This is a genomic window from Bradyrhizobium sp. UFLA03-84, from assembly GCF_002289535.1.
Taxonomy (GTDB): domain Bacteria; phylum Pseudomonadota; class Alphaproteobacteria; order Rhizobiales; family Xanthobacteraceae; genus Bradyrhizobium; species Bradyrhizobium viridifuturi.
Map to the genome: position 1 here is coordinate 28,880 of NZ_NSJY01000005.1, position 12,820 is coordinate 41,699.

General features: G+C 60.0%; 14 protein-coding genes. 8 read left to right on the plus strand and 6 right to left on the minus strand.

Annotated elements, in window-relative coordinates; translation table 11 throughout:
• Positions 1–165: 165 nt before the first annotated feature.
• Positions 166–888: a type 1 glutamine amidotransferase domain-containing protein gene (locus tag CK489_RS02895; RefSeq protein WP_050626088.1), complete on the plus strand. Its 723-nt coding sequence runs from the start codon at positions 166–168 to the stop codon at positions 886–888.
• Positions 889–1,033: 145 nt separating this feature from the next.
• Here CK489_RS02895 and CK489_RS02900 read toward each other — a convergent pair whose 3' ends face one another.
• The gene (locus tag CK489_RS02900; RefSeq protein WP_095731874.1) at positions 1,034–1,354 is read right to left on the minus strand and encodes a co-chaperone GroES; all 321 of its coding nucleotides are present in this window, start codon (positions 1,352–1,354) and stop codon (positions 1,034–1,036) included.
• Here CK489_RS02900 and CK489_RS40545 point away from each other — a divergent pair.
• From CK489_RS40545 to CK489_RS02915, 4 genes are all read left to right on the plus strand, one after another.
• A complete protein-coding gene (locus tag CK489_RS40545; protein WP_128089405.1) occupies positions 1,353–1,586 on the plus strand; it encodes a hypothetical protein in 234 nt (77 codons plus the stop codon). The two genes, CK489_RS02900 and CK489_RS40545, sit on opposite strands and share 2 nt — an antisense overlap.
• 168 nt (positions 1,587–1,754) lie before the next feature.
• Entirely contained in the window at positions 1,755–2,768 is a 1,014-nt protein-coding gene (locus tag CK489_RS02905) for an NADP-dependent oxidoreductase (RefSeq protein ID WP_198960815.1), read from the plus strand.
• A gap of 229 nt (positions 2,769–2,997) precedes the next feature.
• Entirely contained in the window at positions 2,998–3,744 is a 747-nt protein-coding gene (locus CK489_RS02910) for a DUF6894 family protein (protein WP_095731250.1), read from the plus strand.
• A gap of 68 nt (positions 3,745–3,812) precedes the next feature.
• Positions 3,813–4,559, plus strand: a complete 747-nt coding sequence (locus CK489_RS02915; RefSeq protein ID WP_094193610.1) for a TMEM175 family protein — start codon at positions 3,813–3,815, stop codon at positions 4,557–4,559.
• Between the two features lie 242 nt (positions 4,560–4,801).
• Here CK489_RS02915 and CK489_RS02920 read toward each other — a convergent pair whose 3' ends face one another.
• Together CK489_RS02920 and CK489_RS02925 are read right to left on the minus strand one after the other, a co-directional pair.
• Entirely contained in the window at positions 4,802–5,419 is a 618-nt protein-coding gene (locus CK489_RS02920; protein ID WP_198960816.1) for a response regulator transcription factor, read from the minus strand.
• A gap of 8 nt (positions 5,420–5,427) precedes the next feature.
• A complete protein-coding gene (locus CK489_RS02925) occupies positions 5,428–7,134 on the minus strand; it encodes a PAS domain-containing sensor histidine kinase (RefSeq protein ID WP_095731252.1) in 1,707 nt (568 codons plus the stop codon).
• Between the two features lie 545 nt (positions 7,135–7,679).
• Between CK489_RS02925 and CK489_RS02930 the strand changes: the two genes are divergently transcribed.
• From CK489_RS02930 to uvrA, 3 genes are all read left to right on the plus strand, one after another.
• Positions 7,680–8,252 (plus strand): GAF domain-containing protein, encoded by a 573-nt coding sequence (locus CK489_RS02930; RefSeq protein ID WP_143278084.1) that lies wholly within the window; start codon positions 7,680–7,682, stop codon positions 8,250–8,252.
• A gap of 14 nt (positions 8,253–8,266) precedes the next feature.
• Positions 8,267–8,914, plus strand: coding sequence for an MEDS domain-containing protein (locus CK489_RS02935; RefSeq protein WP_095731254.1), 648 nt, complete (start codon positions 8,267–8,269; stop codon positions 8,912–8,914).
• Positions 8,915–9,096: 182 nt separating this feature from the next.
• Complete coding sequence (uvrA, locus tag CK489_RS02940) at positions 9,097–11,694, plus strand: excinuclease ABC subunit UvrA (protein ID WP_095731255.1); 2,598 nt, start codon at positions 9,097–9,099, stop codon at positions 11,692–11,694.
• Here uvrA and CK489_RS02945 read toward each other — a convergent pair.
• From CK489_RS02945 to CK489_RS02955, 3 genes are all read right to left on the minus strand, one after another.
• Positions 11,688–11,996 (minus strand): UBP-type zinc finger domain-containing protein, encoded by a 309-nt coding sequence (locus tag CK489_RS02945; protein WP_198960817.1) that lies wholly within the window; start codon positions 11,994–11,996, stop codon positions 11,688–11,690. The two genes, uvrA and CK489_RS02945, sit on opposite strands and share 7 nt — an antisense overlap.
• 3 nt (positions 11,997–11,999) lie before the next feature.
• Positions 12,000–12,308, minus strand: a complete 309-nt coding sequence (locus CK489_RS02950; protein WP_050625882.1) for a putative quinol monooxygenase — start codon at positions 12,306–12,308, stop codon at positions 12,000–12,002.
• A 158-nt stretch (positions 12,309–12,466) separates the two neighbouring features.
• Positions 12,467–12,814 (minus strand): hypothetical protein, encoded by a 348-nt coding sequence (locus CK489_RS02955; RefSeq protein WP_502694106.1) that lies wholly within the window; start codon positions 12,812–12,814, stop codon positions 12,467–12,469.
• Positions 12,815–12,820 lie beyond the last annotated feature (6 nt).

Below are 12,820 nucleotides of genomic sequence, written 5' to 3' on the forward strand. Positions count from 1 at the left end.
CCACGCCATGAAAAAGCCTGGGCTCGCCAGGGGCGACATAGTCGCGCGACCGACGGGGCTCATTGAACTTTGACGGCAAAACTGATGACCCTCAATGAACATCGAGCAACGATGCCCGATGCTCAGTGCCACCAAGGAGGCGCTAATCTGAGGAGCAAACCCGAGATGAGGATATTGATGGTACTAACCTCGCACAGTCGACTCGGGGACACCGGCAAGAAGACCGGCTTCTGGTTCGATGAATTCGCTACGCCCTACTACATCTTCAAGGACGCCGGCATCGTTCTCACACTTGCATCTCCCGAGGGAGGCATGCCCCCGGTCGATCCGAGAAGCGAGTGGGCCGAGGCGGAAACTGCAGCGACGATTCGCTTTCAGAGCGACAGTCACGCGCAAACTGAGTTGGCGAACACCCGGATGCTGTCGAGCATTTCGGCGCGCGACCATGATGCCGCGTTCTATCCTGGTGGCCACGGCCCGTTGTGGGACCTCGCCAATCACCCTCATTCAATCGCACTGATTGAAACCATGTTCTGCACGGGGCGTCCTTTAGCGCTCGTCTGCCATGGCCCGGGCGCGTTGCGTTACACGATGGCGCCAAATGGCCGTCCCCTCGTCGCCGGAAGATCCGTCACTGGATTTTCCAACTTCGAGGAGGCTGCAATTGAGCTGACGGACGTCGTACCCTTCCTGGTCGAAGATATGTTGAGGAGCAACGGCGGCAATTATTCCCGGAACAGGAAGTGGCAACCCTATGCGGTCTCCGATGGCGATCTGATTACCGGCCAAAATCCAGCATCCTCGGCAGCTGTCGCCAACGCTTTACTTCATCGATTACAAATCAAGCGACAGGCCCGAAAGATGGCAACCTCGGCTCGGAGCGCCTGAATAGTACTGCGGGTTGGCCGGGGTGTGGCGCGATGGTCTCGCCACCACCGCGATGAGGGCGAGTTCGACACCGCTTCACCGACGAACCGGACTCCCCATGGGCTTACTCCCTGGAGACGAAATCGATGCCGTCGACGTCTGCGCACTACGCCGCCTTGGCCTGCGCGCGAGCCTTTCCTTCGATCACACCGAGGACGTCGGCCTCCTTGAGGATGAGCCGGTCCTCACCGTCCACCATTATATCGGTGCCGGCCCATTGGCCGAATAGCACGCGATCGCCGACCTTGACGTCGAGCGGAACGATCCGGCCGTTCTGGTCACGCGTGCCGGCTCCGACCGCGAGCACTTCGCCTTCCACTGGCTTCTCCTTTGCGGTGTCCGGGATAATGATGCCGCCGGGCGTCTTCTCCTCGGCTTCGATACGTCGCACCAGGACGCGATCCTGCAACGGCCTGAATCCTTTCATGATCGAAGTCTCCTGGTTGCCGTCATTGGCGGTCAGCATGCGCCGACGCGCACACCCGATCATTGGCAGTCATCAAGAAACACGCAATCAACAAACCGCTGCGGGGAAGCCCGCAGAGCTAGACGGCAACGTGCCGGTCGATTGCCGCCGCGAAGTCGGCGAGGTTGCGCTCCAATTCATCCATCCGCAATCATCGCGATTGAACGGATTCGGACCACTCGCGACAGTCTGACAATCGGATCGAGACTTCCGGGCACGCCAGACTTGACTCCCGTCAGCGCCCCCGGCGACAGCGCGGAAGGTGGCAAGCGCCATTTGAATCGCAAAATTGACCAACGTCAGCGCCGTCGCCGGTTATCTCGTTCACGCATACCGATCTGTCAAAATGAGGACCGTCGTCATGCTCGATCGCACGCGCCGTGCCGCGCTTCCAAAGCATCATTCGATGTCTGTTCCCCGGACGATGTTCGCCGCGGCCATCGACCGTTTCGGCGGCCCCGATTTGATCACCGGTCACGCGCTGCCAGTGCCAACGTTGGATGCCGGCGAAGTTTTGATCGCCGTTGATACAGCCGGCGTCGGGGGATGGGACGCCGATATCCGCGACGGACTATATGCCCCTCGCAAGCCGCATTTTCCTCTTGTGCTGGGCTTCGACGGCGCCGGCGTTGTCGCTGCCGTCGGAGCCGGGGTTCGCCGGCTCAGGGCCGGCGATCAGGTCTATTCTTATAGCTGGCAGAATCCGAAAGGCGGATTTTATGCTGAATATGTCGCGGTGGCCGCCGATAACGTCGCGCCGATTCCGAAGCGGCTCGACCTGCGGCACGCCGGCGCTATTCCCATTACCGGGCTCACCGCCCTCCAAGGCATCGATGATGCGCTCGGATTGAAGAAGGATGAGATCGTGATCATTCACGGGGCGTCAGGAGGGGCGGGAACCCTCGCTATACAGTTTGCAAGACTGCGCGGCGCTCGCGTGTTTGCCACGGCATCCGGCAAGGAAGGCGTCGAGCTGGTGCAAGAAATGGGAGCCCATGCGGCGGTCGATGGAAAACGTGTCCACATCGACGACGCCGCAAGGCGTTTTGCACCCGATGGCGTTGATGCCGTGCTGGCGTTTGCCGGCGGCGACGCGCTGGAGCAATGCCTCAATGTGCTCCGGCCTGACGGCCGTCTGGCCCATCCGAATGGCATCGAGCCAGCGCCAAAGAAGCGGCGCGGCATGACTTTGATCCGATACGACGCAGTTGCCGGGGTTCGCGAATTCGAGCGTCTCGGCTCGGCTGTTCAAGCTGCAAGGCTCAAGATCCCGATCGCCGAATGCTATCCGCTCGTCAAGGCTGGGAAAGCGCATCAGCGCCTTGCGGAAGGCCACGTGCTGGGCAAGATTGTGCTCGCAATCCACGGCACATGAATAGGCCCACTGCGGCACAGCTGAGAATCGCGATGAAAGGCAAGAAGGAAGCGTGCCGCGGTTCCTTCGCGTGGAAACATCTGCACTATGCGCCCTCTAATCGTTGACGCTCATCAACGGAATGTCGCGGATTTCGATGTACTCAGTGTTAAAGAAGCAGCCGATCATTGTGCACGCGGTATTTCGCGCGCCTTGTCTTGTCTTCACTTATTAATGATGGAGGATACGATTGCCGAAGATCTCCCTTGTTTCAATCATCAACGACGCAGCCTCCTCGCCCGAGGCGTGGCCGGAAGCGTTAAACACGTTGACTGAGGCGGCCGGCGTCGGTGGCGCTGCATTAATCATTTTGAACAAGACCACTCGACTGGTAGAAGAGGCCTGCTTTTCCGGGCTTAGCGCCGGGTTCAGATCCGACTACGTTCGACATTACGCTGCCGTGGATCCCTACGCGCCAATGATCGACACAAATTGGACAAGGCTTTCTGAATGTCTTCCAGCCTCGACGCTGCGGATAAGCGAGTGGTACAATGATTTCGTGCTGACGTGCGGGGTATCCGATATCCTCGGCGTCCGGCTGGCGGAAACGCCGCATCATCGGGTCATCTTCGGTATTCACCAGCGGATCGGCCGCAGCTTTTCCGGCGAGGTCGAGCGGGTCATCGATCTCGTCAACGTCTCGCTGAGGCATGCGGCCTTACGTCATGTCGAACGTCTTGCGCCGCCACGATGGAAACCATTCGGTCAGTCCCAAACGAAGGCCGCAGCTGGAGCGAACAGGTACTATTTCCACATTGAGAACGGCAGCCGATACCCAGACGAGACGGGATCTACTTTTTCTTCCCTTGAAGACGCGATGGCCAATGGAGTTGCCCTTGCGACGGAACTCGCAGAGGATGGCACCTGGCATGGTTTCTACGTCGTCGTGGCTGACCGGCAGGGTCGGGAAATTGGCCGAATCCGGATAGTTCTCTAGGCACCACTTCCAGAAGCTGTTGACGGCTGTCATGGACTGAAACGGGGTCACGCGCTTGGTAAGACCCGATGAACACCAACCAGCAGGAAGCAGGCCGGACCGCCGGGGTCGAACAGAGTTCGCCGTGGCCCCATGTGCGGTTGGCAGAGACTGATCGGCTTGAGACGTTCAGCGACAGCGTTCTGTCGATCACGATTACCCTTCTTGTCGCCGAGATCGTCCGGCCCGAACACGGTCCCGGCCAGCTTTTGGAAAGGCTCGCCGCCCAGTGGGCAAGCTACATCGCGTTTCTAGCCTCGTTCTGCTACACCGGCGTCATCTGGCTAAACCATCGTGCGGTGTTTGCGCGAGTGCGCTATTGCGACCGCAGCCTTCATCTGGCTAACCTCTTCCTGCTATTCACGTCGGCGCTGATCCCCTTTCCTACAGCGATCCTTTCGACGGCTATCCAGAGTGGCAACGAATTTGACGCCAGAATAGCAGTCGCCCTCTATGCCGGCATCGCCGGAGCCATGTGTTTGGCCTGGCTCACCCTGTTTCATGTTCTAAGCATCCATCCCTACTTGGTCGAGACTGGCGTAGACCAAGGCTTCTTTCCCAGAGAGCGCGTGCGTGCCACGCTTGGTGTTATCGCCTATACGGTCGCGGGCGCGGCGGGTTGGCTATCAACGCCAAAAGTCGCCCTGCTAATCTTTCTTGCGCTGCCGGTCTTTTACGGCATTACCAGTGAGGGGCTGACCGAAACAGGCATACGCCTTCAATTCGGAAAGGCCCGCCGAGCAACTCTCATCAGTCGCAGCAAACTTTCCGAATGACCGCTGGAATGGACCGCGGTCGAACGCCCCTTCTTGCAGCTTCCACAGCCGACCGCCAATAGGCCCACATCGTTTGATCGGCAGGCGATCGCATTTGGCAGCGAGTTTATCGCCATTCCAGACCTGCCTGAGCGGCTCCGCATTGGCGCGCAGAGGCGGCGCACGACCTAGGCGCGCCTTTCAGTGTTTGGCGAGCATGACGATGTGCTGGAGCGGGCATCTCCGGCACAGCAAATATCGGCTCACGCCCGCCCTGCAAAGCTCGCCAAGACCCAAAGCCGGACAGCCTCGGCGACCTGGTGCACACCCAACCGGTCCATCATACGTGAGCGGTGAATCTCGACCGTACGCACACTGATACCAAGATCGAAGGCAATGACCTTGTTTTGCTCCCCGGCCACGAGCGCCTCAAGAACCTGCCGCTCGCGTGGGCTGAGCTTACCGATCAACGCTGCCGCCATAGCAATATCATCGATCCGGCCCGCCGCCGCGCCGGTCTTCAGCGCGGACTCAATCGCCACTATCAGGTCGTCGTCGCTATAGGGCTTTTCAATGAAGTCCGCAGCTCCTGCCTTCATCGCTCGGACCGCGGTCTGCACGTCGCCTTGAGCCGTCACCACAATGACCGGCAAGTCCGGGTTTACCAGCCGAAGGCAAGCCTGAGCCTCGAAGCCGTCCATCTCCGGCATACGAAGATCCAGCAGAACGCAGCCGCCGGGTAAGCTGCCCGCGACGTCGAGGAACGATTTTGGTGTTGCATACGATGTCACCTGGAAACCGACCGCATCCAGCAGCCGCTCCAGCGATCGGCGGATCGCCGGGTCGTCATCAATAACGTAAATGAAACGTTCGGCTGCCACCGATTGACTCATTGTTCCAGCGGGACGGGCAGCGTCATGCGAAAGATTGCTCCACCGCCGCGATTGGGTTCATACCTCAGCTCTCCGCGATGGGCCTCGACGATCGAGCGGCAGATCGAGAGGCCCAGTCCCATGCCATCGATTTTTGTGGTGTGGAATGGCTCGAAGAGGTGTTCGACAATGCCGTCCGGCAGCCCCGAGCCACGATCTGCCACAGCGACCTCAATCGACTTGTGATCGAGGCGCGCCGTGACGACTTCCAGCTCGCGCCACTCGCTCTGCGCCATCGCCTCCTGCGCATTGCGTATCAGGTTAAGCATGACCTGCTGCAGTTGAACCCGGTTTGCAAGTACCGCATCGGCGCGCGGATCGAAGCGCAGCCGGACCTGCACACCGTGCGGCCCGGTTCCCACCAAGGCAAGATCAGTGGCTTCACGGATCAGCTCGGGCAGGTTTTCGATCCGCATTTCTGTCTCGCCGCGCGTAACGAAGTCTCGCAGCCTCCGAATGATCTCGCCGGCGCGCAGCGCCTGATCGGCGGCTTCGCCAAGCACATCGCGCACAGTGTCGACTTTGTGTGGCGCACCATTTGCCATCATTCGGCGCCCGGCGTTAACCAAATTGGTCAACGCGGTCAGCGGCTGGTTCAATTCATGCGCCAACGCGCCGGCCATCTGACCCGCTGCGCTCAGCCGGGACGCATGATAGAGCTCCGCTTGTGTCTGCTGCGCGCGGACATCCGCGCGCGCGCGCTCCTCAGCTTCTAGCGTCAGTCGTTCGAGCGCTTCCGCCAATTCCGATGTCCGTTCCGTCACCCGCTGCTCCAACGACTCGTTGAGGCGTCGAAGATCGCTCTCCAGCTTTTTTTGAGGCCTCAGATCTCGGCTGACGGTCGCCATGTTGGTAGGATGGCCCGTGCGCTTGTCGTCGATGAGGAACCAATCGACCAGGAATGGAATGATCTCACCCGTTCTGAAGTGGCGGAAGTGGAGTTCGCCGAGCCAGCGTCCAGTTCCCATCACCGTTGGAAGCACCTCGTGAAGCGCCCGACGCCGCTCATGGGGCGCCATGAAATCGAAGATGCTAAGCCGCTGCGCTTCCTCAGTGCCGGAAAGCCCGAGGAGGTCCCAGGACGCCTTATTGACGTATTGCGGCGTGCCCTCTAGATCGGCGAAACCAATGAACTCGGACGACCGCTCAATCACGCTCGCCAGACGCCGTTGCTCGGCCTCCGCGTGCCAGCGTTGGATAGCGAGCGTTGCATGGTTCGCCGCAATTCCGAGAAGGAGCCGGTCCGTCTCGCTCGGAAATTGCGGATTGACGGAACCTGCGACGATCCCGGCATCTCCGCCAAAGCCCATCGGCGCCGCCACGATCCGTAACGTTCCGTTCCCGAGCGGGTTGTCGATTACGGATATCTGCTCGCGCCTTCCGCGCGACGCACCGCGGAGGATGTGCTCAATGTGACCAGACGATGCGATGGATACCGCTTGGCTCGTGCGCATGACCTCGGCTACCGGTTCGTCGCGCAGCCCCGGGACAGTCACGTAAATGACGTCGGCATTAAGCATCGAGAGCAAGGCGGCCGCCGCGCTGTCGGCGATCTGCCGCGAATTGTAGTTTTTCCAGATTGCCGGCAGCGTCGAAAGCGCGACGAGATCGCGGATGCAGCGCCTGAGCTCTTGCGGCTCGGAAAGCTTGTCGACCCAAGGCATGTCGCCCGATCCAATCCACAACCACGCCGCCGAATGGGAACTACAATTGTGCCATCGACTGATCGGTGTCGGCGCCCCCTCTGCAAAGCACGGCTTCACGGGCTGGAGATGCGACTTAATGCCCGTAAAGACCTCTGCGGGAGTGCGTTGCGAATGCGATTGGCGCACTGAGACATGACGAGGCTCCCTGTGCAAGTTTGGCGGGAGCGCAGGAGCGTCTCTCAGCCACTGATGCCATTAAAAATGATAAACGATGTTAGATCTGCTGATCCGAAATAGCTAGCCTTTAGTTCCTAACGGACAGACAGCTCCTTGGGAAACTGAGTAAGATTCAGGCACCCAGCGAGTGCTGGGGCGGTCACGCGGGGGACGACCAGCAAGATGTCGCGCAAACGCGCTTTGATGCCCGTCGGATCGCGCTGGCAGGCATAGCAAAACTGATTACGTAGAATTACTTAATCTGCTTGGCCATTATCTCCTCTTACATTTACGCATCGTTCGGTCGCGACAATGTCGCCGCGGCACGGCCCGCGGGAGCAAAGGCGATGGCGAACCTCAAGGAGCCGCTCGACGCTGCAACTGGGCAACAAATCGCCCTCCTGCAGCGGCTGAGAAACTCCAAGGATGTCGGCGCGGACCTGCTGCAGGCCCTCGATATCGCGATCGGCATAATGGGTGCCGACATGGGCACGCTGCAGCGTTTCGACGAAAGAGCCGACTGCCTGACAATTGTTGCCAGCCGCGGATTCTCGGCCGAAGCCCTGACTTTTTTCGGCGTTGTGCGCCGCGACACTAACACCACATGCGCTGCCGCGCTCATGCGGCGCATGCGTGTGTTTGTCGAGGATATCTCAACGAGCTATCTGTTCGTGGGCACGCGCGAGTTCGATATGCTGCGTTCCAGCGGCATTGCTGCCGTACAATCCACGCCACTCATCAGCAGCAACGGCCACCTCTGGGGCGTTTTCACAACACACTTTCGCGAACCGCAGATAGAGAGCGAGTTCGATCATGCTCAGCTGGATCGGCTCGCCGTCCAGGTGGCGGACAGCCTGGAGCAACGAGAAGGCCTGGTGCCGCCAGCACTTTCACGGCAAGCAGGTCCCAGAGGACTTTGAACCGGGAGGCTGACATGAATTCAACTGCCGAGCCCATTCCTTTTGGACGATCCATGCTGCGCGAGCACCGGCATGTCTGCGCGTTCTTCAGTTCGACAGTGGAGGAATACGACGCGTTGCTGCCGTTCATTTGCGACGGCATCAACTGCGGCCAGCGCGCGTATCATGTCCTCCCTTCCCAGCACAGGGAGGAGCACCTCAACTGGTTGCGCAACGCCGGTGTAGACGTGGAGAAGACGATGAAAAGTCGCCAGCTCGAAGTCGCGTTGCCGGAGGATACCTATCTCAAGACCGGACGCTTCGACAAGGACGCCATGCTCGTCCTGATCCAGGACGCCTTGAAGGCCGGCGCCGAGCTCGGCTTTCCACTGACGCGAATGATCGCGCACGCAGAAACGGCCGTGGACGACTGGAAGAGCGGCATCGAATGGGCCGAATACGAGATGCGACTCAATAGCGTGCTGCCGAATTACGACGACCCGGTGATTTGCACCTTCGACGCCAATCTGCTGACGGCGCCGCATGCCTTCGATATTTTGCGAACGCACCCTATGGTCATCCTCGGCGGCGTCTTGATCGAGAACTCGTTCTTCTCGAGCCCGCAGGATTTTATCCGCGAAGTGCAGTCGCGAACCGGACCAAACCAGTCCTATCGGGCATAGCTCGACGAAGCCTCAAGTTCATGTCTGTCGCTGAGCTGCCGTCGCTTCTTGACCATCGTCAATGACAAGAGGGCTCGCCGGATCAACCCTCCTTGCATTCCGGCCGGTACAATGGGGGCGATGATGATCAAGAACGCCCGCTCGGGACGGAACTCCACTCGGCTGTCAAGCGTTTTCGCCCGATGTTAGAAATCAACAAGCCTCGTTCTCAAGAAGTCGCGGGCGAGCATCTGCGGGGTTTCGTCCGCGTGCGTGGAGCACGCGAGCATAATTTGAAGAGTGTCGATCTCGCCATTCCCCGCGATGCCCTAGTGGTGTTTACCGGCGTGTCCGGCTCGGGCAAATCGTCGCTGGCCTTTGGAACGCTCTACGCGGAGGCGCAGCGGCGCTATCTCGAATCTGTCTCGCCTTATGCGCGGCGTTTGTTTCACCAGATGGCGGTTCCCGAGGTTGACGAAATCGATGGCTTGCCGCCGGCAGTGGCCTTGCAGCAGCAGCGCGGGTCGCCTACCACGCGCTCTTCCGTCGGCAGTGTCACGACATTATCCAACCTGCTACGAATGCTTTACTCGCGCGCCGGCGACTATCCCCGGCACCAGGCGCATCTCGATGCCGAGGCTTTTTCGCCCAATACGCCGGCGGGAGCCTGTCCCCGATGCCATGGGCTCGGTCGGGTCTACGAGGTGACCGAACGCTCCATGGTGCCGGATGATTCCAAAAGCATTCGCGAGCGGGCGATTGCAGCCTGGCCGCCCGCCTGGCATGGCGGCAACCTGCGCGACATGCTGACTTCGCTCGGCTACGACGTCGATCGTCCGTGGCGCGAATTGCCGAAGAAAGCCCGCGACTGGATCCTGTACACCGACGAGCAACCGGTGGTCCCGGTTTACATCGGGTATGACGCGGATGAGGCGCGAAGGGCCATCAGACGCAAGGAGGAGCCCAGCTACCGCGGCAATTTCTCCAGCGCCAGGCGATATGTGCTGAACACCTTTGCCACCACCGCAAGCGCGTCGATCAAGAAGCGGGTATCGCGCTATATGGTAAGTACCGAATGCCCGCTCTGTCGTGGCAAGCGGCTTCGCCGCGAATCGCTGTCGGTCAAATTCGCCGGCTTCGATATTGCCGATATCTCCAGGATTGCGCTGGCTACGCTGGCTGACCTCTTGCATCCCTATGCGGAGGCAAGCGCCCCTACCCTGACCAAGCTTAAGGCGCAGCATCCGGAGAAGGCGTTGGTGGTGCAGCGGATCGCCGAGGACTTCGGTGGCCGCCTCACGGTTCTGCTTGACCTCGGGCTGGGCTATCTTTCGCTGGAGCGGAGTACCCCGACACTTTCTCCAGGCGAACTGCAGCGCCTGCGATTGGCAACCCAGGTACGTTCCAATCTGTTCGGCGTCGTCTATGTGCTCGACGAGCCGTCCGCCGGACTTCATCCCGCGGACACCGAGGCGCTGTTGACAGCGCTCGCCCAATTGAAAGCCTCCGGCAATTCGCTATTCGTGGTCGAACACGAGATCGACGTGATCCGGCACGCGGATTGGGTTGTCGATGTCGGGCCCGGCGCCGGCGAACTCGGTGGCCATGTGCTTTATAGTGGTCCGCTGCAAGGCTTCAAGCAGGTAGAAGACTCGCAAACCCGCCGTTACCTGTTCGGCGACTACAGCGTGCCAAACCGAACGCCGCGCTCGCCCAAGGGCTGGTTGCGGCTGCGTGGCGTCAGCCGCAACAACCTCCGTGAACTCGATGTCGATTTTCCGTTGGGAGTATTCACCACCGTGACTGGCGTTTCCGGTTCAGGCAAGTCGAGCCTGGTGAGCCAGGTCCTGGTGGAATTGGTTGCAAGCCAGCTCGGTCATCCCCTCCCCTCGATCGACGATGAAGGCGACGAACTCGAGCGGACCGTCGTGACCACGCTCGGCGGCCGGATCGCGAGCGGAATGGAGGGCGTCAAACGATTGGTGGTCGTCGACCAAAAGGCGATCGGACGCACACCACGGTCCAACCTCGCGACCTACACGGGGCTGTTTGATTACGTTCGCAGGATCTTCGCGGCCACAAAGTCGGCGCGCGCCCGTCACTACGACGCTGGACGCTTTTCCTTCAATGTTGCCAAAGGCCGCTGCGAGACCTGCGAGGGCGAAGGCTTCGTTTGCGTCGAATTGCTGTTCCTGCCCAGTGTGTATGCACCGTGCCCAAGTTGTCATGGCGCTCGCTACAACGCCAAAACCCTTGAAATCAAGTACCGCGATAAGAACATCGCCGACGTACTGGGAATGACGGTCGATGCCGCCTTCGCGTTCTTTGCTGACGAAGCACAGGTGCGCCGGTCCCTCGATGTGCTGCGGCAGGTGGGCCTCGGCTATCTTCGACTTGGCCAGCCCGCCACGGAGCTTTCCGGCGGAGAGGCCCAGCGGATCAAGCTTGCTACCGAGTTGCAGAGGACTCAACGTGGTCAGACGCTCTACGTCCTTGACGAGCCCACCACGGGACTACATCCGGCAGACGTCGAGAAGCTCATCACGCAACTCGACGGGCTGGTCGACGCCGGCAATACCGTCATCGTGGTCGAGCACGACATGCGCGTTAGCGCCGGCAGCGACTGGGTCATGGATATCGGCCCTGGTGCAGGTGACGAAGGCGGTCATGTGGTGGCGTTCGGCACGCCTGCCGAGGTCGCCGGGTCGTTCATAAGCCGCACCGCGCCATACCTGTCGCGGTTCAGGGCCCGGTTCGCGGCCGACGCGTCAGCGTCCAATCGCCTCCCGGCGCCTCAGTAAAATCGCGGAATCGGCCCCAAATGCGGTGTCTGTCGGCCCGAAAGATCGAACATCACTTCCTCGACGTAGCACCAGCCCCAGCCTTCCGGCGGATCATAGGCCTCGATGATGGGGTGGCGGGTCGCATGAAAATGCTTTGTTGCGTGCCGGTTCGGCGACTGATCGCAACAACCGACATGGCCACAGGTGCGGCAGATCCGCAGATGCAACCAGGGGTCTCCCGACTTCAGGCATTCCTCACACCCCGGCGCGCTCGGAACGACGTCGCGGATTGCTGATAGATGTCTGCAAAATATCGCCATGTCTTACTTCGCCGATTTGTTCGCGATGATACCCAATTTATGAATCTCCGGCTTCTTGTCGAACATGTCGCCTGCCTTGATCTTCTCCATCAACGCCGCGGCGACCTTTCCGTTGAGGTGCGCGTCGCGTCCAGCCTCGTCGTCGAAAGTATCGAAGATTGCAAAAGAGGAGGGTCCTTCCTGAATCGCATACCAAGAGATCGTTCCAGGTTCGTCGTTCACCAATGGAAGCGCCGACCGCAGAAAGTCCGCGACCTCTTTCTCCTTGCCGGGCTTGGCTTCAAGCGGAACGTACAGCGCGAACTTTGTCATTCTGTTCTCCTGTTCTGATATTCGCGAGTGTCGGCCAGCCTCCAATCGGATTCGTTAATGATAATATCGTGAGAACACGCGCACCGCGTTGACCGATGTCAAGATATCGCCGGACGCGATCGCTTCAATATAATTGGGGCCAGATTGGTGGTCGTTGCTCATGTCATACTGCCTGGCATGAAGCAGCGAATGGAGGTTCCGAGAGATCCCTTGATAGGCCACACCATCGTCCTACCGGCCCGGTTCGGCTCTGTGATCACGGCATCGTCAGGAACTTCGATCCATTCATTGTCTATCCGTACGCGGTAATGGCCACTCTTGGATTCCCAATCCGGGTCCAGAACAGCGAAACCATCTGCATCCGAACAGCATGGCCCCTTGCCGGATCTGAGGCTGTCAAACCATGGTTTGAGCGGCGACAGGGAATAGCGGCCGTCGTCGCGGGCTTGCACCGCACCGATGAATGCCGCTGCGAGAATGCCAAAGGCGGAGCCGAGGACAGGGATCTTGAT